Source organism: Erythrobacter rubeus, from assembly GCF_014705715.1.
GTDB lineage: Bacteria > Pseudomonadota > Alphaproteobacteria > Sphingomonadales > Sphingomonadaceae > Erythrobacter > Erythrobacter rubeus.
Window position 1 is genome coordinate 1,369,335 of record NZ_JACXLC010000001.1, and the last position, 18,847, is coordinate 1,388,181.

Below are 18,847 nucleotides of genomic sequence, written 5' to 3' on the forward strand. Positions count from 1 at the left end.
GGTGCTGCTTACGACGCAGTTTGCCGAAGATGAGATCGCCCCGCGCGTCTGTGGGTGCGATTTCTGCCTCAAGCATCGACCCAACTGGTTTTCGGACCGCACGGGACAGCTGGCAGTCAACTATGCGGTCGAACCCACCCGCTACCGCTTTGGTAGCGAGACCGCGGATTTCCTCATCTGCCCACGCTGCGGGGTTGTCGTCGCTGCCATCTGTAAAAGCGATGGCAAGACGATCGGCGTATTCAACCTCAATTGTCTGGAGGCTCATCAGGATTGGCCCGCCCAGGCACAGGACGTGAATTACGATGGAGAGGAGCTTCAGAACCGCGTTGAGCGCCGGGCGGCCAATTGGATGCCGGTGAGCCTCAAGGCTATTTCTTGATCGCCGCTTTGGAAATTATCCAACCACTCTTGCATTATAGCGGCCACTGGCTGGCTCCCTTCGCAATCGGATGGCTGCTCTGGCGTGATAATTGGCTTCGCACAGGAGCCATGATTGCCGCGGCAAACCTGATCGATCTCGATCACTTCCTAGCCGACCCGATCTTCAATCCCGATCGCTGCTCGATCGGTTTCCACCTCCTGCACGGTTGGGAAGCCGCGCTTGTATACGCCGTGATGCTCGCGATGCCGCATTGGTCGATCCGCGCTTTTGGGCTCGGCGCAATCTGGCATCTCGCGGTGGACTACGGAGACTGCGTCATGCAGACTTTGTGACATGACCGCAGGATATTCGGGCACACCGCTAGCCAAGAAACTGACTCTGAAGGATGGAATGCGCGTCTGGTTCGACGGCATGCCCGGTAATATCCGGAAAGAGATAGACAAGTTCGACCTCACCCTGTCCGAACAGGAAAGCCCCGATCTCGGTTTCGACGGTGCTCATATATTCGTGAGGTCCGAAGCGAGCCTGATCAGCAAGGTCAACGATCTACGCCGGACCATGGACAAGGATGGTCAGCTTTGGGTCAGCTGGCCCAAAAAGACATCGGGTGTCGAAACAGAAATAAGCGAGCATGACGTGCGTCAGGCAGGGCTCGAAGCGGGCCTTGTCGACACCAAGAAATGCGCAGTGGACGAGGTATGGTCGGGCCTCAAATTCGTAGTCCGGAAGGCCGATGGGTAAGGTTCAAGCCGCCCGCTGCTCCGATAGGGCAAGGTCTTCTGCCGTCTGCCCTTCGCTTTCGAGAATGCGCAGACATGCGCGATAGACACTTGGCTTTCCGATGCGCAGCCGTTCGCGCGCTGCATCGATGTCCTCACGCATCAGCGCCTCGATATCCTGATGCGCAATCTTGGCAGCTGCCTTGGCCAGACGCTGGCCCTCGCGCACGGATGAGAACAGCGGGGCTGCGCTGCGCGTCACCTTCTTGATCTGGCGCGCCCCTGCATAGGCGATGAAGAGCACGCCGGCGTTCTTGTTCTGGGAATAGGAGAAGCCAAGCAGACTGGCCTCGCCCAGCGCATCTCGGCCGTAGCCGGTCAGGACGTGGAAGAGATCGTGCGTGTCCCGCAGGCGGTCGAAGTACCACTGTGTCAGGTCGTTCGGGAGATTTCCAGGCGGCGCCCATTTGTGGCTTTCCGCGACCAGTCCGGCGGCACTAAGGCCTTCGCGTTTCATGAAGCGGATGTAGTTTTGTGCGACGCTGTTTTCGGGAAGGTCCGACCAGCGCGCATGGTCATCGAGCATCGCGGGAATATCGACCTCGCCGCGCAAAAAGCGCCTGCCTTCATCGGACTGGATGAAATCAGCTGCCTGCTTATGGCTGCGCTTGCCCTTGGTCGCCTCGATAATGTGGAACACCTGCTCGGTGTCCTCCTTGTCTTCCACAAGCTTGCTGAAGTGGTGCAGCACTTTGCGCGGCTGGAAGCCTGAAATGGTTCGCTCGGGTGCAACGATTGGCAGATCGATCAAGGCCATGATGCCCTCCTCATGAACTTACTTACAGCGATGTCAGTTAACAGTCCACTTCACAATTGTGCCAAGACGATCAATAGGGGGCGTTATGCGCAGTCACGATACCGTTCCGTATTCCCTGGACACCCTGCCCGATGACGAGGCGATATCGCGTGCGCGAAGCCTCCGCGATCGGTTGAAGGCACGCCGGACATGCCGGTATTTCAGCGATGAACCGGTCCCGCGCGAAGTGATCGAGGCAGCAATCGAGGCGGCAGGATCGGCTCCGAATGGTGCCAACCATCAGCCGTGGCATTTCGCGGTCGTGTCTTCGCCGGAGAAAAAGCGTGCGATCCGAGAGGCCGCAGAGGCGGAGGAGCGCCGCTTCTATGGCGCCGATGGCGATGACCCGAAAGCGAGCGAGGAATGGCTTGGCGCGCTAAAGGATCTTGGCACCGACGAGGACAAGCCTTTCCTCGAAACCGCGCCCTATCTGGTTGTCGTGTTCGCCCAGCGAAAGGGCGGCATCGACGAAGATGGCACGACGCAGAATTACTACGTCAACGAAAGCGTCGGGATCGCCTGCGGAATGCTCATTGCGACTTTGCATGAGGCGGGGTTGGCGACGCTGACCCACACGCCCTCCCCGATGGGGTTCCTGCGAGAGGCTTGCGAAAGACCCGAGTGGGAGAAACCCCTGATGATCGTGGTCGTCGGCCGCCCGACCAAGGATGCAACCGTGCCTGCGCACGCGCTAAAGAAAAAGCCGCTGAGCCAGATTGCAAGCTGGCTCTAGCGGCTTTTGAGCTCCCATGAGCGGAACTAGGCTGAGGCGAGCTCTTCGCTCTGCGTGTTTTCGCTGCCGAGCAGGTTGTACGGGTCAATGCCCTCAGCCTGCCAGATTTTGTGGCACTCACGATACTTGGTCGGTTGTGGGATATTCAGCGCCTGACGCACATCTTCGATCTGCAATTTCAGAAGCTCGCGGATCGGTTGCTCGATCAGGCGCGCCGCGCCCTTGCCGGTTTGCTTGGCCTGCATCACTGCACCCATTACGGGAGCCTTGCTGCCCTTGACCTGCATCTTGATATTGGCAGCACCTGCAAAGCCGATGAGCAAGTGCCCCTGCGTCGGAGACTGGCCGTGGGTGAAGAGCAAGACGCATTGTTCGCCCAGCGCATCGCGGCCATAGCCCGTGAGTACGTGGAAAAGGTCATGCGTATCGCGCGAGCGATCGGCGAACCACTGCACGAGGTCGTCGTATTTCGGACGGCCAAGTTTGTCTGCTTCGGCCACGAGGCCGGCCGCCGAAAGGCCTTCGCTCTCCATGAAATCGCAATAGGCATGCGCAAGGCTGCCCTTGGGTGTCTTACGAAGCTCTGCATGGTCGTCGAGGATCTCGGGCAGGCTCGGTTCGGTCCGGCGCAGATGCTCGCCGCGTTCCGACAAGGTGAGGTCACGGACGCGCGGCATGAAATTGCTCGACGGGAGCGATTCGTAGATCTTGAAGACCAGGCTAGTGTCTTCCTTGTCCTTCATAAGCAGGCGGAAATTCTTGATCGCGCGCGGAAGGGAATAGCGCGGCTCTGGGCGTTCGGGATGACGCAGAACCGTTCCATCTTCTGAGAATTGGGCGGTGTAATCGGGGGCGGACATTTTGGGTTGGCCTCTTTGATGCGTGTGCAGGACTGTATGACAGTCCTTACTTACATCAATGTTAATAACAGATTTCAGTTCCCGATCAAAACGCTTTTTTTGAATTCCATCGCCTCAGCCTCTTACCCAGTCCTTGTTCGGAATGCCGAGCAGCGAAAGAATGGCGGTAAGATCGCCACGATCAATCCGACCATTCGCCGCATCGCGCGCCTTCGGTTTGGCGCGATATGCGAACCCGTATGTCGCCGCATCGATCATGGGAATGTCATTGGCACCGTCACCAGTGGCCAGGCTGAGAGCGCCCTGCCCCAACTCACCGACTTCCTCTGAAAGCACGGCCTTCTTCGTTGCTGAATCAGTAATTTCGCCCACGAGCCGTCCGGTCAGCTGTCCGTCAGCGACATCCAGGCGATTGCCGACAATGCGGTGAAAGCCAAGGCTTTCGCCGACGGGATCGGCAAAATGATGGAATCCACCGGTTACCAGAACGCACCGCGCACCCAGTGCCGCGAGCGTGGCCGTGAGCGTCCGCGCCCCAGCGTTGGCGCCAATCCGCTCGTCGAGGCATTGGCGGATCGCACTCTCGTCAAGCCCGGCAAGCAGAGCGACCCGTTCACGCAAGGCTGCTTCGAAGTCGAGTTCGCCCTGCATCGCGCGCTCTGTAATTGCGGCTATCTCTGGCTTGAGCCCAGCATAATCGGCAAGCTCATCGATGCATTCCTGACCGATCATGGTCGAATCCATGTCGGAGATGAAAAGGTGCGGGACGGCAATTTCTCCGTCGCTGACCAACGCGTCTGTGGGCGCGAAGAACTTGTCTATGCCAGCGAGCGCCCGTTCGGTATCGCCGTCAGCAAAGCTCAGCTGGAGCACATCGCCGCAGAAATCGAGCATCACGGCCGAAGCAAGCGGCATTCCGTCTTTTGCGAAAGCATCGGCGGCGGCATCAAGCCGTGTTTCAAGATCGGCCGTGTCTGCTATCAGGCGGGCAATGAGCACAAAGAAAACTCCGAAATCGTCGTCTCAGGATCGGCTCGCGCTCATCGCAGGGCCAACCGCCACCGGCAAGAGCGCAATTGCTCTCGAGCTTGCGGAAGCACGCGCGAAGGTGAAACTCGACACCTGGATCATCAATGCCGACAGCATGCAGGTCTATAAGGATATCCCGATCCTCTCGGCCGCGCCGAGCGAGAAGGAACAGAAGGTATGTCCGCATCGCCTTTACGGCGAGTGGGATGGCGCAGACAGCTGCTCAGCCACCGATTGGGCGCGGCGCGCGAAGCAGGCGATCGCCGATGCACATAAGGCGGGCGCTCTGCCCGTGCTGGTCGGTGGCACGGGAATGTATATGAAAGTCCTCCTGGAGGGGATTGCGCCGATCCCTGCGATCGATCCTGAAATCCGGGAGGTCACCCGCTCGCTCGACACGCAAAGCGCCTATGCCGCGCTCATGATCGAAGATCCGCAGCGTGCGAGTGAGCTCGAACCGGGTGACAGTCAGAGGATTGCGCGCGCACTGGAGGTGAAGCGGTCGACGGGCGTTACCCTGGGCGATTGGCAACTCGCGAAAACTGGCGGGATCGGCGATCATATCGACCTGCATGCCGCAGTGATCCTGCCCGAGCGTCAATGGGTCTACGATCGCTGCGACCAGCGTTTCGAGGCAATGCTCAAAGATGGCGCGGTTGCCGAGGTCGAAGCATTGCTGAAACGCGGTCTCTCGCCTGATCTTCCTGTCATGAGGGCCATCGGCGTACCGGAAATCGCTGCGTTTCTGGCGGAAGAAATCAATCGCGAAGAGCTGATTTCGCGCGGCGCGCAAGCCACGCGGAATTATGCCAAGCGACAATTTACGTGGTTCAGGCGTCAAACACCGCCCGAATGGACCAAGATTGAATCTGAAAATATCGATATAAAGAGTTTTTTCGCATCATTATTACGTGAATAAGCGTTGACACGTTAGAATATAATGAATAGCGGTGCACATTCTGGCCCGACGCATCCCCCCTGCGCCGGGCCTCATCTTTTGGTAAAACACTGGCGAACATTCGAACAAACCCAGTTCCGCGGTGACAGTAAAGTGAGAGAATTATCCGTGTCAGAGCAGCCAAAACCGGAAAAACAGACCGGCGCCGCCATCCTGACTCAATGCCTTGTCGAACAGGGCGTCGAATTCGTGTTCGGCTACCCCGGCGGTGCGGTGCTTCCCATCTACGACGAGCTTTTCGGCCATGAAGGCTTGCGTCATATTCTCGTCCGTCACGAAGCAGGCGCAGCCCATGCCGCGGAAGGATACGCTCGCGCGACCGGAAAACCGGGCGTCGTGCTCGTTACATCAGGTCCAGGCGCGACCAACGCGGTCACCGGCATTGCCGATGCGTTCATGGACTCGATCCCGATGGTGGTGATCACCGGGCAGGTGCCCACCGCCCTGATCGGAACCGACGCATTCCAGGAAGCCGACACGGTCGGCATCACGCGTCATTGCACCAAGCATAATTACCTTGTGAAAGATCCGGCGGACCTCGCCGCGACGATCGAAGAGGCGTTCCGCATCGCATCGACTGGCCGCCCGGGTCCTGTCGTCGTCGACATCCCGAAAGATGTGCAGATCGCGGTCCCTTCGATGAGCCGCGCGTCGAAACTGACTGCATCGCACCGCTACGCGCCGCAAATGGCCGCCTCGCCCGAACAGATCATCGAAGCGATCGAAATGATCGAACAGGCGGAACGCCCTGTGCTCTACACTGGCGGGGGCGTGATCAATTCCGGCCCCGAGGCGTCCGAACTGCTGCGCAGATTTCAGGATATCACCGGCGCGCCGGTAACCTCGACGCTGATGGGTCTCGGCTGTTTCCCGAACACGCATCCGGACTGGCTTGGAATGCTAGGGATGCACGGCACATTCGAAGCAAACATGGCAATGAACCGCTGCGACGTGATGGTTTGCATCGGCGCACGTTTCGATGACCGTGTCACCGGCAGGCTCGATGCGTTTTCGCCGGACAGCAAAAAGATCCACATCGATATCGATCGATCCTCGATCAACAAGAATGTGCCCGTCGATCTCGGCATCGTTGGCGATTGCGCCACCGTTCTCGGTCAGATGATCGAAGCCTGGGGCGACAGGCGTGCTCAGGACCTCGGGGAATGGAAAGCGCGGATTGCCGGTTGGCGCGCGCGCGAATGTCTCGCCTATCCTGACAAGTCGAAGAAGAACCCGCAGGCGATCATGCCGCAAAAGGCTGTGGAGCGGCTCTATGCCCTCACGCATGAGCGCTCTCCGATCATCACGACCGAAGTCGGCCAGCACCAGATGTGGGCGGCGCAATATTTCGGCTTCGACAAGCCGAACAAATGGCTCACCAGCGGCGGGCTCGGCACGATGGGTTACGGCATGCCTGCAGCGATCGGCGCGCAGCTTGGCCACCCCGATGCGCTTGTCATCGATATTGCGGGCGAAGCCTCGATCCAGATGAACATCCAGGAGCTCGGCACGGCGAGCCAGTACCGCCTCCCGATCAAGGTGTTCATCCTCAATAACGAATATATGGGCATGGTCCGCCAATGGCAGGAGCTTACCTATGAAAGCCGATATTCGAATTCCTATTCGGACAGCCTGCCCGATTTCGTCGCCTTGGCTGAAGCATATGGCTGGAAAGGCATCCGTATTCAGGGGAATGACGAGCTTGATGCCGGCATCGAGGCGATGCTTGCCCATGACGGCCCGGTGATCGTCGATTGCTGCGTTGCGCAGGACGCCAATTGCCTGCCGATGATCCCCTCCGGCGCAGCGCACACCGAAATGCTCCTCTATGGCGATCAGGTCGAGGGAACGATGGATGACGAAGCGAAGGCGTTGGTTTGATGGGAGGTCGAGTTCCTTTGCCCCTCGCGCTGGCAGACCGCGCGGTTAGACGTCGGTTCTTCACAAAGGACGATGCCGAGGCGGTGCTCGATTGGTGCGAAGCCAGCGGCCACAAGTTCTTGGGCATGGACGTTGCTGAACAGCTCCCAGATGGGAATTGGATGCTGCTGATCGATCCGATATTGGACTTATCTTACCAAACGGACAATTTTGAAGCGGTAAGACGTGGCCGCCAGTTTCTGACTGAATTCGCGACGAGCAATCGAATTTTCGAGCCGGTTTGGGAAGGCCGCAACACATGAAAATCAAAAGCGCCGCCTCTGAGCGCCACGTGCTCAACGTGACGGTCGACAACGAACCGGGCATTCTGGCGAAGATCACGGGCCTGTTCACCGCGCGCGGATACAATATCGACAGCCTCACGGTCGCGGATATCTCGGACGATCACGCCATCAGCCGGATCACCGTGGTCACCAATGGACCGCCCGAAGTGATCGACCAGATCGAAGCGCAGCTGGAAAGGCTGGTTCCGGTCCATGGCGTCAGCGACCTCACCACGGCCGGCCCCCACGTTGAACGTGAGCTGGCTCTGATCAAGGTTGCGGGAACGGGCGACAAACGGGTCGAGGCGCTTCGCGTAGCCGATATTTTTCGCGCCAGCGTGGTCGATACCACGACTGAAAGCTTCGTCTTCGAGCTGACTGGCGCGCCTGACAAGATCGACAGTTTTATCGCCCTGATGCGCAACCTCGGACTTGTCGAGGTTGGCCGTTCGGGGGTCGTGGGAATGATACGCGGCGCGACAGGCGCTTAAGGAGAATACAAAAAATGAAAGTCTATTACGACGCCGATGCCGATCTGGGCCTGATCAAAACGAAGAAGATCGCCGTTCTCGGCTATGGATCGCAAGGCCACGCGCACGCTCAGAACCTGCGCGATAGCGGGGTCGAGGAAGTCGCGATTGCGCTGCGCGAAGGCTCGAAAACCGCGAAGAAGGCCGAAGACGCAGGCTTCAAGGTTTTGTCGAACACCGAAGCTGCGAAATGGGCGGACATCCTCATGATCCTCGCACCGGACGAGCATCAGGCCGCGATCTGGGAAAACGATCTGGCCGGAAATATGAAGCCGGGCAGCGCGATCGCCTTTGCGCACGGCCTGAACATCCATTTCGGGCTGATCGAGCCGCAAGCCGATATCGATGTCATCATGATTGCGCCAAAGGGGCCGGGGCACACGGTGCGCAGCGAATATCAGCGCGGCGGCGGCGTTCCTTGCCTGATCGCGATCCACCAGGATTCGAGCGGAAGCGCGCACGACATCGCGCTGGCCTATGCAAGCGGCGTCGGCGGCGGTCGCTCGGGTATCATCGAGACCAATTTCCGCGAGGAATGCGAAACCGATTTGTTCGGCGAGCAGGCCGTGCTGTGCGGCGGGATCACGCACTTGATCCAGGCGGGTTTCGAAACATTGACCGAGGCGGGCTATGCGCCGGAGATGGCTTATTTCGAGTGCCTCCACGAAACCAAGCTGATCGTCGACCTGCTTTACGAAGGCGGCATCGCGAACATGCGCTATTCGATCTCGAACACCGCCGAATATGGTGACATCAAAACGGGCCCGCGCATAATCACCGATGAAACGAAGGCGGAGATGAAACGGGTGCTCGCCGACATCCAGTCGGGTCGCTTCGTCAAGGACTTTGTCCTCGATAACCGCGCCGGGCAGCCCGAGCTGAAGGCGAGCCGAAAGACTGCTGAAGCGCATCCGATCGAGAAAACCGGGGCCGAACTGCGCGCGATGATGCCCTGGATCAGCGCCAACAAGCTGGTCGACAAATCGAAAAACTGATCCCACTTATGCGGGTGGAATGTCGATCACCCGTAACAACACTTTGATCCTGCTCGCCTGTGCGGTTGTCTGGGCGCTGATCGTTGTGCGGGCCGCCAATCGCGAGCCCGCATACGAACCGCGCGAGGTGACGGCGGCGCGTGCGGACGTGCAGACCTATGCCCGTCAACAATTGAACGATCTCCAACGGCGATCCTTCAGTGAGGGACGCGAATTCTGCGGCGTAATCGTAGAAGACGAGCGCGGCGAGCTGTCCACCATGTCCGTAAGCGAGGGGGACATTGCCAGCTGCCAGTATAACTTTCGCGGTCGATTGGGAGTGACCCCGGTCGCCAGCTTCCACACGCACGGCGGTGCGAGTCTGAAATACGATGACGAGGCTCCCTCGCTGCAGGATCTGCAAAGCGATATCGCGAGCCGCATGGACGGCTATCTCGCAACTCCAGGCGGCAGATTCTGGAGAATCGATTGGCAGTCGCAAACTGCAAACCTGATCTGCGGCGAAGGCTGCCTGAAGATGGACCCGAGTTACGAGCCCTGCCCCGCTCACGCGCCAGCGGAGCAATACGATTTGAAACGGCTTCAGGCGCGGTATCGCAGCACGCCAGCGTATTGCTGAACATGCGCGCAAATGGCGAACGGCCCGCAAAAGCTTTCGCTCTGCGGGCCGCGATTTCCTCCTAATAGGATGGACCGATAAATGGTCCGGCTTAGTCTAAAAAGGTGTGACCGGAACACCTAGGAGGAAGTATATCCCGGCCACACCTCAAGTGGCGCACCGTCAGGCTTTCGGTGCGCAAGCTCCAGCTTCGCAAGCACTCGCCGAGCAAGCACCGGCTGCACATGCGCCCGCTGCGCAGGCATCAGCTGCACAACCGGCAGCCGAGCAATCGGCCGCTGCGCAGCAGGCAGCAGCACAGCATGCCGAGGCGCAGGCAGATGCGGCACAGCAGCCAGCGGCGCAGCACGCCGATGCGCAAGCTGCACCGGCACAAGCCGAAGCAGCGCAGCACGCGCTTTGTGCACCAGCGGCACTAGGAACTGCGGTGGATGCAACAGCGAGGCCGCCGGCAACCATAAGCATCTTGGTCAGGTTCATTGGCTTAGACATTGGAATTTCCTTTCAGGCGTTCAGATATCGTTGTGAAATGCGAGTCTGATCGAAGGTATTGAGCGCCCCAGCTTTTGAGGGGGTCAGGGAGGGCCGGGGCGCTCAAACTCGAAAAGACTTCAGAGGGTTAGTCGCCGAACTTTTTCCCGTCCGGGATCTTCGTCCATGCCGGATCGGACTTCGCGATGAAGCCATCGATATCCGCAAGCCACGTCTTCTGAACGTTAGGGTTGAAATTCAGATAGAGGTCGCCGTCGACAATCTTGTACAGCGTGGGGTCACCCGGTGCGAGCGCTCCGCGGCTCATTGCCCAAGCGCAGTGGCCACCATACTTCGGGGCATAAGCGGCAGGGTTTGCCTTGAAGGCATCGGCATTCGCTTGGTTGGCAAAATACCAGACAGCTCCGTTGTGATTTACCTTGTAATCAGCGCTGCCCTTTACAGGAACGCCGTCACCTTGAAAGTAGCTGACCGTGTCGTAGCCGCTGACAGCGATGTTGCTGCCTTCGACGCCGACGAACACGCCGCCATCGGCATGAGCAGGCGCGATCACCGCGATCGGCGCGGCAAGCGCGGCAGCAGCAATCATGAGGGTTCGGAATGTCATTTGTGGTCTCCAGAATATCCAGTTCGTGCGACAGCCATTCGATCGGCGCTCAGTGGGGTCATCAGGGGTCAACCAGCAGGGGAACTGGCTTGGGGCCTGAGAGCCGCCGAATGGCTGCGCACATCATGGAGTTCGCGGCGACCAAGTGATTGGTGACACCCGCTCAAAAAAATTTCAAAAAAACTCGTTCTAATGATCATCTGCGCCGCTCTCGACACGTTCGGCGCAATCGGCCAAGGGAGCGTCGACGCCTTACTGAGGATCAAATGCGCCTTTCCGATTGCCATAATATCGAGGATTTCCGGGCGCTGGCGAAGGCTCGCTTGCCCTTCCCTGTGTTTGATTACATCGATGGGGCGGCCGACGATGAGCTGACCAAGGCCCGCAACACCTCCGCTTACGAAACCTGCGATCTCGTGCCGGATGTACTTGCCGGAGTCGAAGAGATCGATCCGTCCTGCACGATCCTTGGACGGAAAAGCGCGCTGCCACTGATGCTCTCGCCCACGGCGGTCCAACGCGCATTTCATTGGCAGGGCGAAACCGCAGTGGCGAAAGCTGCGGATAAATTTGGACTATGGTTCGGGATTTCCTCGCTCGCCACCCGCAGCATCGAGGAAATCGCAGCTCTCACCAGCGGGCCCAAGCTGTTCCAGCTCTACGTGCACAAAGACGCCGGACTGAACACCCATATGATCGAGCGGTGCCAGGCATCGGGTTTCGATGCCCTCGCGTTGACGGTGGACACGATCGTCTCGGGAAAGCGGGAGCGATGCCTGCGCAGCGGCTTCACCACCCCTCCCCGTTTCACACCCGCCAGCGTTTGGAGCTATGCTACGAAGCCACGCTGGACGCTCGATTATCTGCTGCGTGAGAAATTCCGCCTGCCCAATCTCGATACGCATGTGAGCGAGGGATCAAGCAAGGCGGTGAGTATCGCTGAGTATTTCAACACCATGCTCGACACGTCGATGGATTGGTCCACCGCCTCCGCGATCCGCGAACAATGGGGCGGCACTTTCGTTTTGAAAGGCGTGATGAGCGCAAATGATGCTCGCCGGGCTGTGGAGATCGGGGCGGACGCAATCATGATCTCCAACCATGGTGGAAGGCAGCTCGATGGTAGCCGCGCTCCGTTCGATCAACTGCCCGAGATCGTCGATGCGGTCGGCGGAGAGATCGAAATCATCTGCGATGGCGGCGTGCGGCGCGGCACCCACGTTCTGAAGGCGATCGCGAGAGGCGCAACTGCGGCATCGGGTGGCCGACTTTACCTCTATGCGCTGGCCGCGGCCGGTCAGGATGGCGTCGAGCGCGCACTTTCAATTCTCCAGGACGAAATCGAGCGCGGGATGCGTCTGATGGGAGTGACACGGGTGGACCAGCTGACAGGCGAGCGCCTCAGGCGGCGTTAAGACAGCCCGAGACAAGCAGAGGTTCATGAAACCAACAGCTTACAAGCTAAGCACCATCGGCGTGGCCATGCTGCTTTCGGCCTGCGCCCAAGGCACGGATAACAGCTCGCCGAGCGAATCGGCTTCATCTACCGCATCGCCGGTCACCGCAACGACTACAGGGCCTTCGCTCCCGTCGGATGATCCCCCGCCCTTACCCTCATTTCCTCCTGGATCGGAACCGGGCGATCTTCCCCCTTGCCCCGGCGTTAACCCCGACATCCGCCGCCCGGCGGGCAGCAATTGCCTTGGGGTTGTGCCTGAACGATGCGGCGCCGATCGCGTGCAGCAATATGTGGGACTTGAAGCGACCCCCGAATTGCGCAGCCTCCTGCCGCGCCTCGCCGTGTCTGATTTCCGCTGGATACCGCACATGACGGCTGTGACCGACGATTTGAATCCGACACGCATGAACGTGATCATTGATGCGGATGGCCTGATCGAAAAGATCGATTGTTATTGATAGACGAGCATTAGGCCATCCCTTGTGGTAGAGTCGTCGAACGACCCCGTCACAAAAGCGAAACCTCGCTAGCGCTTTACAGGCGTTCTGCTTTGCATAAGACAGGACGGGTCATGAGAGTACGACATATTTTCTTGCTTGCCGCTGGTTCGGTCGCATTGCCGGCCTGCAACGAGGCGAGCAACGTACCCGGCTCAACAGACGCGGCAAATGACTTTGCAGCAAGAATCAATGGCAGCGGTCAAACCATTGGCGCGCGTGAGGAAGTCGTCGATCCTGAAGTAACTACGAGCCCAGCCGAAACCACTCCAACTGTCGCGCCCCCGCTGAACGAGGTCGCCGCTCCAGTCGTGTTCACTCCCGGCACCGTTAGCGATCCCGCATCAGAGACATGCGGCGCAAATTTGATGCAGCCCTTCATCGGGGTCAGCGCCGACATCGCAGTTCGCGCTGAAATCGCGAGCGTCGCGAGCCAAACCGAAGAGATCCGGTTTGTGGAACCCGGTGAGCCTTACATCACGCCCGACGCGGGCAGCCCGCGCCTCAACCTGATGCTGGACCCTGAAGGCATCATCAGAGACGCGCGCTGCGGCTGACTGGATGCATCCTCCGCACAAATGAAGGCCCCTGTTAGCGTTAGGGGCGCTAACAGGGGCCTCACATGCGACCCAGTCGGGGCTGCTGGGTTGATTAGTCCTGGAAATGCTCGTCAGGCGAGTGCGTCGGGTAGTTTTCATCACCCGAAGCGATGAAACCCGGAATATCGGCTTCCCAACGGTCTTGAACATCTTCGTTGAAGTTCAGGTAGAGCGTGCCGTCGACGATTTCGTAAACTTCCGGATCACCTGGTGCCAGAGCATCGTTCGCGCCAATTGCCCATGCGCAATAACCACCATAAGCAGGCGCATATTTGGCCGGATCTTCGATGAAGGTGTTGGCATTATCTTCGCTCGCGAACTGGTAGTCGTAGCCGTTGTAACGCACGGTGTACTCTTCCGAACCTTCGACAGGAACGCCGTCGCCGGTGAAGTAGCTTACGACATCGAAGCCACGAACGGCGAGCGTGTCACCCTTCGACTGCGTGTAGACCGGTCCTGCGGGCTCACCGCCGAGGTCAGCGAACAGAGCTGCTTCTGCCGGTGCTTCGACAGCGGCTGTTGTTTCGGCGTCGGCGGTTTCGCTCGCCGGTGCGCTGCACGCTGCGGCAGTGGCGAGCAGTGCGATTGCAAAAATTGACTTCTTCATGGGGTATTCCTCCTAAAATTCGTCTTGGTATTCGTTAGAACTCTTCGTCAAATGCCGGATAGCCTTCTGCCTGGCGACACGAGCTAGTTCGCGCAAGCCCGACCCGAAGTTACAGGCGCACAAAATTTTCGCAAAATTTTTGTCGATGGTCCTGCAGAGCCTTGGTGCTTGCACACAGGAGAGTAATCGGCGACAACGGACACAATGACACCGCGGACTGGCCTGCTTCTACGACTTACGCGCCCTTGGGCGTGAGCGGCTGCGCGTGACATAGGCGCGGCCCCGCATCCAAGGGAACCGCAGCAGCCACCTCCTCATTGATACCGCGAAAAGTCGTAAACCATGACCATGCTCAAAAACCCATCCGAAAAATATCGTTCGTTCGGTCAGATCGATCTGCCCAATCGCGAATGGCCGGGGCGCATCATCGAAAAAGCACCGCGCTGGCTCTCCACCGATCTTCGCGACGGAAACCAGTCGATTATCGATCCTATGGACGGCGTAAAGAAAGCGCGTTTTTTCGACCTGCTTGTCGAAATCGGCGTGAAGGAGATCGAGATCGGATTTCCCAGCGCCGGTGCGACCGAATTCACATTTATCAAGCACCTCGTCGAGTCCGGCACCATCCCCGATGACGTGATCGTGCAGGTTCTCACGCAGAGCCGCGAAGACCTGATCCGCACCAGCTTCGAAAGCCTCGAAGGTGCACGCGCGGCGATCGTGCACCTCTACAATGCGGTCAGCCCCGCCTGGCGCGACATCGTCTTCCGCATGAGCAAGGACGAAGTGCGCGAGATCGCTTCGCAAGGCGCGAAGGTCATGCGCGACGAGGCTGCAAAGCGCCCAGGCACCGACTGGCACTTCCAGTATTCGCCCGAGACTTTCTCAACCGCTGAACTCGATTTCTCGATTGAGGTTTGCGAGGCAGTCATGGAGGTGCTCGCCCCCACACCCGACCATCCGATTATCTTCAACCTGCCCGCCACGGTCGAGGCGGCGACGCCCAATATCTATGCCGACCAGATCGAATATTTCTGCCGGAATCTCCCCAACCGCCAGAGCGCGGTCATCTCGCTCCACACGCATAATGACCGCGGCACCGGGGTCGCAGCGGCGGAGCTGGGGCTGATGGCGGGCGCGGACCGCGTCGAGGGTTGCCTGTTCGGCAATGGCGAACGCACTGGCAATTGCTGCCTCGTAACGATGGCGCTCAACATGTATACGCAAGGTGTCGATCCGGGCCTCGATTTCTCCGACATCGATCGGGTCATCGAAACGGTCGAATATTGCAACGACCTGCCCGTACACCAGCGCCATCCCTATGGCGGAGAGCTGGTCTACACGGCGTTCTCCGGCTCGCATCAGGACGCGATCAAGAAAGGCTTCGAGGCCAACGATGCGCAGAATGACGAGATCTGGCGCGTACCTTACCTCCCCATCGACCCGGCAGACCTGGGCCGCGATTACGAAGCGGTCATCCGCGTCAATTCGCAAAGCGGCAAGGGCGGTTTCGCCTGGGTGCTTGAGCAGAAGCAGGGCCTTAAACTGCCCAAGACCATGCAGCGCGATTTTTCCAAACATGTCCAGAGACTTGCAGACCAGACCTCACGCGAGCTCAATGCCGATGACATTTGGGAAGCGTTCAAGTCGGCATACCATGTTCAGACGCCGGACAAGCATTTTCAACTTGTCGACTATAACGAAACGCGCGCCACGGACGGCACACGCATTTTTTCCGGGAAAATTGCGGTAGAGGGCCAGGAACAGAGCGTCAGCGGACGCGGCAACGGCCTCATTTCAAGCGTCATGGCGACCTTGCGCGACGTCTTCGATGTCGAACTCGAGGTGGTCGATTACAGTCAGCAATCGTTAGGCGCAGGCACCGATGCCAATGCCGCCACCTATCTCGAATGCACCACACCGGAAGGTCGCACCATTTGGGGCTGCGGGATCGACGAGGACGTCGCCACGGCCAGCGTCCGCGCCGTGCTGAGTGCAGCCAATTGCGCGGTTGAGGAACCGAGCGCGGAATGAGCGACGCCCTGCCCACCGCGTCAGTGCCGGATGAAGCGATTGCAGTGCTGCATTTCTGGTTCATCGAGCTGATGCCGGAAAACTGGTTTGGGTCGTCTGAGGAAATTGATCGCGAAATCGAAAGTCGCTTCGCCGACCTGCTCGAAAAGGCTGCATCGGGCGCGCTCGATCATTGGGCGGACACGCCGCGAGGCAGGCTCGCACTGATCATCGTGCTCGACCAGTTTTCTCGCAACATCCACCGCGACAGCGCCCTCGCCTACACGCAGGATACCAAAGCGCAGGCTTTGGTATGCGAGGCTCTGGACGGCGGCGAGGATGAGCGGCTGGGTATGGATGAGCGCCAATTTCTCTATATGCCGCTGATGCACGCCGAGGACATAGAGCTGCAGCAGCGCGGAATCGAGAGGTTCACCGCCCTCGCCGGGACCGCTTCGAACGTGATCGACTACGCCCGGAAGCACCGGGACATTATCGAGCGCTTCGGCCGCTTCCCATATCGCAACGAAGTTTTGGAACGGTTATCGACCGACGCAGAACGGAAGTTTGTCGAAGAAGAGGGAAATCCGTTCTCCTGATCGTCAGAAGATCCGAGCTACGACCGCCTTTCGGTATCGCGCTCCAGGTTCACTTCCAAGCTTTTGCCGCCTTGCCTTTATGCGGTTTGCCTTTCTTTGGGCCGGTCTTCGTCGATCTGCTCTTGAACGGTTTGCCTTTTCCTGTTGCTGAGCCGTCCCCCGTCCCATTGGAGAAGCTACCGGGACCACCCTTACGAAATGGCTTGGCTTTGACACGACCGCCAGGACCGTCCTTCCGATTGCGGCGCCCGGCATCGCGCGGTGCCTCGTCCGAAAGCTCGATATGCACCGGTTTGTCGTCGCGATCACTATCGGCGGTGCGCTGAACAGCGTCGGCAAACTTGTCGGCGTGAGCGCGCGGAATCTGGAAGAACGTTTCGGTCTGCGCGATGCGGATCGCGCCGATTTCGTTGCGCGTTACGTGACCGCGGCGGCAAATGAGCGGCAGTATCCAGCGCACATCGGCGTTCTGACGGCGGCCGATATCCATCTTGAACCAGACCGTATCTTCAAATCCGGGGCGGTGACGTTCCTTCTGAGCCTCGCGCCGTGCCTCAGGCGTGTTGGCGGTCAGCTCTTCCGGCTCGGGCATTTTCGCACGATGCGATCGGACGAGCATTGCAGCGACGTCTTCTGCGCTGCGCTCGGCCAGTATCTTCCGTGCGATGACGCGATCGGCCTCATCGAAATCGCTGGGCGCGAGTAGCTCTGACAGCAGTCGCTCGTGATCCTTTGCCTTGATCGCATCGCGATCCGGTGCGTCGGTCCAGTCGGCAGTGATCTTGGCGTTTCTGAGCATGCTCTCGACCCGTCTGCGGCGGGAGAACGGGACGATCAGAACCGCCGTGCCCTTTTTGCCCGCACGTCCGGTCCGACCCGAACGGTGCTGCAAGGTCTCGGCATCACGCGGTATTTCAACATGCACGACCAGGCTGACGGACGGCAGGTCGATCCCACGCGCCGCGACATCGGTGGCGACGCATACCCGGGCTCGCTTGTCACGAAGGGCCTGCAGCGCCTGATTACGCTCCTGCTGAGAATGCTCGCCCGACAATGCGACAACACCAAAGCCGCGCTCCTGCAAGGTAGCGTGAAGATGCCGAACCTTGTCGCGCGTCCCGCAGAAAAGGATCGCGGTTTCCGCCTCGTGATAGCGCAGCAGGTTCACCACCGCATTTTCGATCTCGGTCGGAGAAACCGTGACAGCCTGATAGGCGATATCCCCATGTCCGCGCTCCTTGCCGATCGTGGCGATGCGCAGCGAATTGAGCTGGTACCGGCGCGCCAGCGCCTCGATCGGCCGCGGCATTGTCGCCGAGAATAAAAGCGTCCGCCGGCCCTCAGGGGTCGCATCCAGGATCGCCTCGAGCTCCTCGCGAAAACCCATGTCGAGCATCTCGTCCGCTTCATCGAGCACTGCGACTGCCAGCTCAGACAGGTCGAGCGCACCGCGTTCGAGATGGTCGCGCAGCCGACCGGGGGTGCCAACCACGATGGTAGCACCGCTTCGCAGTGCCTTGCGCTCCTGCGATGGGTTCATCCCGCCAACGCAGGTGGTCACCCGTGCGCCGGCCTTGCCGTAAAGCCAGGACAGTTCGCGGCTGACCTGCAAGGCAAGCTCTCGCGTGGGTGCGATGACAAGCGCTTTCGGCGGGATCGCGAACGGGACCCGGCCATCATCCCTCAGCAGTTCATCTGCCATGGCGAGACCGAAGGCGATCGTCTTACCCGATCCGGTCTGCGCCGAGACCACGAGGTCCCGCCCGCGTGCTTCCGGCTCAAGCACGGCTGCCTGGACATCGGTGGCCGTGCTGTACTCACGCTCGGCGAGAGCCTGTTGCAGCGATGAGGGAAGCTTGGAAAAAGACATGCGGGATACTCGGGGCAAAATGGAAAGCACGCACGCACGCAGAGTTTTCGTGCGCAAGGAATGACCGACAGTGCTTTAGGTGCTGGCGGGCGAGTCGCAGGGCAGGTTGCCGGGCGATCCCGCATGGGGTTCGCGCGTATATAGGCAATGTTTGCCAGTTTGGCTTGCGAAAAATGCTGCAACAGCGAAGAACTCGTCCGGAGCGCTGCTAATTTG

At 59.4% G+C, this 18,847-nt stretch carries 22 protein-coding genes; 15 read left to right on the forward strand and 7 right to left on the reverse strand.

What is annotated here, in order from left to right:
- The first annotated feature begins 1 nt into the window (after position 1).
- Genes IB285_RS06690 through IB285_RS06700 form a run of 3 tightly spaced genes read left to right on the forward strand, consistent with a single transcriptional unit; the run spans position 2 to position 1,126 of the window.
- Positions 2-382, forward strand: a complete 381-nt coding sequence (locus IB285_RS06690) for a GFA family protein (protein ID WP_190787447.1) — start codon at positions 2-4, stop codon at positions 380-382.
- 29 nt (positions 383-411) lie between these two features.
- Positions 412-717: a DUF6122 family protein gene (locus IB285_RS06695; protein WP_234033084.1), complete on the forward strand. Its 306-nt coding sequence runs from the start codon at positions 412-414 to the stop codon at positions 715-717.
- A 1-nt stretch (position 718) separates the two neighbouring features.
- The gene (locus IB285_RS06700) at positions 719-1,126 is read left to right on the forward strand and encodes a DUF3052 family protein (RefSeq protein WP_190787449.1); all 408 of its coding nucleotides are present in this window, start codon (positions 719-721) and stop codon (positions 1,124-1,126) included.
- Between the two features lie 3 nt (positions 1,127-1,129).
- Here IB285_RS06700 and IB285_RS06705 read toward each other — a convergent pair whose 3' ends face one another.
- The gene (locus tag IB285_RS06705) at positions 1,130-1,921 is read right to left on the reverse strand and encodes a Coq4 family protein (RefSeq protein WP_190787450.1); all 792 of its coding nucleotides are present in this window, start codon (positions 1,919-1,921) and stop codon (positions 1,130-1,132) included.
- An 85-nt stretch (positions 1,922-2,006) separates the two neighbouring features.
- Here IB285_RS06705 and IB285_RS06710 point away from each other — a divergent pair, with 85 nt between their 5' ends.
- Positions 2,007-2,693, forward strand: coding sequence for a nitroreductase family protein (locus IB285_RS06710; protein ID WP_190787451.1), 687 nt, complete (start codon positions 2,007-2,009; stop codon positions 2,691-2,693).
- A 26-nt stretch (positions 2,694-2,719) separates the two neighbouring features.
- On the opposite strand, the gene IB285_RS06715 is transcribed toward IB285_RS06710, so the two are convergent.
- Together IB285_RS06715 and serB are read right to left on the reverse strand one after the other, a co-directional pair.
- Complete coding sequence (locus IB285_RS06715) at positions 2,720-3,553, reverse strand: Coq4 family protein (RefSeq protein WP_190787452.1); 834 nt, start codon at positions 3,551-3,553, stop codon at positions 2,720-2,722.
- A 114-nt stretch (positions 3,554-3,667) separates the two neighbouring features.
- Positions 3,668-4,552, reverse strand: coding sequence for a phosphoserine phosphatase SerB (serB, locus tag IB285_RS06720; protein ID WP_328705865.1), 885 nt, complete (start codon positions 4,550-4,552; stop codon positions 3,668-3,670).
- Between serB and miaA the strand changes: the two genes are divergently transcribed.
- The 6 genes from miaA (at position 4,545) to IB285_RS06750 (ending at position 9,888) form a co-directional block, all read left to right on the forward strand.
- A complete protein-coding gene (gene miaA, locus IB285_RS06725; protein ID WP_190787453.1) occupies positions 4,545-5,501 on the forward strand; it encodes a tRNA (adenosine(37)-N6)-dimethylallyltransferase MiaA in 957 nt (318 codons plus the stop codon). The two genes, serB and miaA, sit on opposite strands and share 8 nt — an antisense overlap.
- 147 nt (positions 5,502-5,648) lie before the next feature.
- The gene (ilvB, locus tag IB285_RS06730) at positions 5,649-7,421 is read left to right on the forward strand and encodes a biosynthetic-type acetolactate synthase large subunit (RefSeq protein ID WP_328705866.1); all 1,773 of its coding nucleotides are present in this window, start codon (positions 5,649-5,651) and stop codon (positions 7,419-7,421) included.
- A complete protein-coding gene (locus IB285_RS06735) occupies positions 7,421-7,723 on the forward strand; it encodes a hypothetical protein (protein WP_190787455.1) in 303 nt (100 codons plus the stop codon). The genes ilvB and IB285_RS06735 overlap by 1 nt, the downstream gene beginning before the upstream one ends.
- Positions 7,720-8,235 (forward strand): acetolactate synthase small subunit, encoded by a 516-nt coding sequence (gene ilvN, locus IB285_RS06740; RefSeq protein ID WP_190787456.1) that lies wholly within the window; start codon positions 7,720-7,722, stop codon positions 8,233-8,235. The genes IB285_RS06735 and ilvN overlap by 4 nt, the downstream gene beginning before the upstream one ends.
- A 14-nt stretch (positions 8,236-8,249) precedes the next feature.
- Positions 8,250-9,269 carry a ketol-acid reductoisomerase gene (gene ilvC, locus IB285_RS06745; protein ID WP_190787457.1) on the forward strand — a complete coding sequence of 340 codons (1,020 nt, stop codon included), beginning with the start codon at positions 8,250-8,252 and terminating at the stop codon, positions 9,267-9,269.
- A 19-nt stretch (positions 9,270-9,288) separates the two neighbouring features.
- Positions 9,289-9,888: a DUF4329 domain-containing protein gene (locus IB285_RS06750; protein WP_190787458.1), complete on the forward strand. Its 600-nt coding sequence runs from the start codon at positions 9,289-9,291 to the stop codon at positions 9,886-9,888.
- A gap of 119 nt (positions 9,889-10,007) precedes the next feature.
- On the opposite strand, the gene IB285_RS06755 is transcribed toward IB285_RS06750, so the two are convergent.
- Both IB285_RS06755 and IB285_RS06760 read right to left on the reverse strand, forming a co-directional pair.
- On the reverse strand, positions 10,008-10,295 hold the full coding sequence (locus IB285_RS06755) for a hypothetical protein (RefSeq protein ID WP_190787459.1): 288 nt from the start codon (positions 10,293-10,295) through the stop codon (positions 10,008-10,010).
- Between the two features lie 212 nt (positions 10,296-10,507).
- On the reverse strand, positions 10,508-10,987 hold the full coding sequence (locus IB285_RS06760) for a YHS domain-containing (seleno)protein (protein WP_190787460.1): 480 nt from the start codon (positions 10,985-10,987) through the stop codon (positions 10,508-10,510).
- A 266-nt stretch (positions 10,988-11,253) separates the two neighbouring features.
- On the opposite strand from IB285_RS06760, the gene IB285_RS06765 reads away from it, so the two are divergent.
- The 3 genes from IB285_RS06765 (at position 11,254) to IB285_RS06775 (ending at position 13,500) form a co-directional block, all read left to right on the forward strand.
- Positions 11,254-12,402, forward strand: a complete 1,149-nt coding sequence (locus tag IB285_RS06765; RefSeq protein WP_190787461.1) for an alpha-hydroxy acid oxidase — start codon at positions 11,254-11,256, stop codon at positions 12,400-12,402.
- Between the two features lie 25 nt (positions 12,403-12,427).
- Positions 12,428-12,904, forward strand: coding sequence for a hypothetical protein (locus IB285_RS06770; RefSeq protein WP_190787462.1), 477 nt, complete (start codon positions 12,428-12,430; stop codon positions 12,902-12,904).
- A 113-nt stretch (positions 12,905-13,017) separates the two neighbouring features.
- Positions 13,018-13,500, forward strand: coding sequence for a hypothetical protein (locus IB285_RS06775; RefSeq protein WP_190787463.1), 483 nt, complete (start codon positions 13,018-13,020; stop codon positions 13,498-13,500).
- 94 nt (positions 13,501-13,594) lie between these two features.
- Here the strand turns inward: IB285_RS06775 and IB285_RS06780 are convergent, their stop codons facing one another.
- Positions 13,595-14,149, reverse strand: a complete 555-nt coding sequence (locus IB285_RS06780; RefSeq protein ID WP_190787464.1) for a YHS domain-containing (seleno)protein — start codon at positions 14,147-14,149, stop codon at positions 13,595-13,597.
- A gap of 342 nt (positions 14,150-14,491) precedes the next feature.
- Here IB285_RS06780 and leuA point away from each other — a divergent pair, with 342 nt between their 5' ends.
- Together leuA and IB285_RS06790 are read left to right on the forward strand one after the other, a co-directional pair.
- Positions 14,492-16,183, forward strand: coding sequence for a 2-isopropylmalate synthase (gene leuA / locus IB285_RS06785; protein ID WP_190787465.1), 1,692 nt, complete (start codon positions 14,492-14,494; stop codon positions 16,181-16,183).
- Entirely contained in the window at positions 16,180-16,761 is a 582-nt protein-coding gene (locus IB285_RS06790) for a DUF924 family protein (protein WP_190787466.1), read from the forward strand. The genes leuA and IB285_RS06790 overlap by 4 nt, the downstream gene beginning before the upstream one ends.
- Positions 16,762-16,810: 49 nt before the next feature.
- Here the strand turns inward: IB285_RS06790 and IB285_RS06795 are convergent, their stop codons facing one another.
- Complete coding sequence (locus IB285_RS06795) at positions 16,811-18,631, reverse strand: DEAD/DEAH box helicase (RefSeq protein ID WP_190787467.1); 1,821 nt, start codon at positions 18,629-18,631, stop codon at positions 16,811-16,813.
- Between the last annotated feature and the right edge of the window lie 216 nt (positions 18,632-18,847).

Excerpts from the sequence above, each read along its gene's own strand:
- miaA (WP_190787453.1), top strand. The coding sequence starts at position 4,545 with ATGAGCACAAAGAAAACTCCGAAATCGTCGTCTCAGGATCGGCTCGCG.
- IB285_RS06760 (WP_190787460.1), bottom strand. The coding sequence starts at position 10,987 with ATGACATTCCGAACCCTCATGATTGCTGCTGCCGCGCTTGCCGCGCCG.
- ilvN (WP_190787456.1), top strand. The coding sequence starts at position 7,720 with ATGAAAATCAAAAGCGCCGCCTCTGAGCGCCACGTGCTCAACGTGACG.
- IB285_RS06780 (WP_190787464.1), bottom strand. The coding sequence starts at position 14,149 with ATGAAGAAGTCAATTTTTGCAATCGCACTGCTCGCCACTGCCGCAGCG.
- IB285_RS06765 (WP_190787461.1), top strand. The coding sequence starts at position 11,254 with ATGCGCCTTTCCGATTGCCATAATATCGAGGATTTCCGGGCGCTGGCG.
- IB285_RS06705 (WP_190787450.1), bottom strand. The coding sequence starts at position 1,921 with ATGGCCTTGATCGATCTGCCAATCGTTGCACCCGAGCGAACCATTTCA.
- IB285_RS06715 (WP_190787452.1), bottom strand. The coding sequence starts at position 3,553 with ATGTCCGCCCCCGATTACACCGCCCAATTCTCAGAAGATGGAACGGTT.
- IB285_RS06770 (WP_190787462.1), top strand. The coding sequence starts at position 12,428 with ATGAAACCAACAGCTTACAAGCTAAGCACCATCGGCGTGGCCATGCTG.
- leuA (WP_190787465.1), top strand. The coding sequence starts at position 14,492 with ATGACCATGCTCAAAAACCCATCCGAAAAATATCGTTCGTTCGGTCAG.
- IB285_RS06700 (WP_190787449.1), top strand. The coding sequence starts at position 719 with ATGACCGCAGGATATTCGGGCACACCGCTAGCCAAGAAACTGACTCTG.
- IB285_RS06710 (WP_190787451.1), top strand. The coding sequence starts at position 2,007 with ATGCGCAGTCACGATACCGTTCCGTATTCCCTGGACACCCTGCCCGAT.
- IB285_RS06775 (WP_190787463.1), top strand. The coding sequence starts at position 13,018 with ATGAGAGTACGACATATTTTCTTGCTTGCCGCTGGTTCGGTCGCATTG.
- IB285_RS06790 (WP_190787466.1), top strand. The coding sequence starts at position 16,180 with ATGAGCGACGCCCTGCCCACCGCGTCAGTGCCGGATGAAGCGATTGCA.
- IB285_RS06735 (WP_190787455.1), top strand. The coding sequence starts at position 7,421 with ATGGGAGGTCGAGTTCCTTTGCCCCTCGCGCTGGCAGACCGCGCGGTT.
- ilvC (WP_190787457.1), top strand. The coding sequence starts at position 8,250 with ATGAAAGTCTATTACGACGCCGATGCCGATCTGGGCCTGATCAAAACG.
- IB285_RS06795 (WP_190787467.1), bottom strand. The coding sequence starts at position 18,631 with ATGTCTTTTTCCAAGCTTCCCTCATCGCTGCAACAGGCTCTCGCCGAG.
- IB285_RS06750 (WP_190787458.1), top strand. The coding sequence starts at position 9,289 with ATGTCGATCACCCGTAACAACACTTTGATCCTGCTCGCCTGTGCGGTT.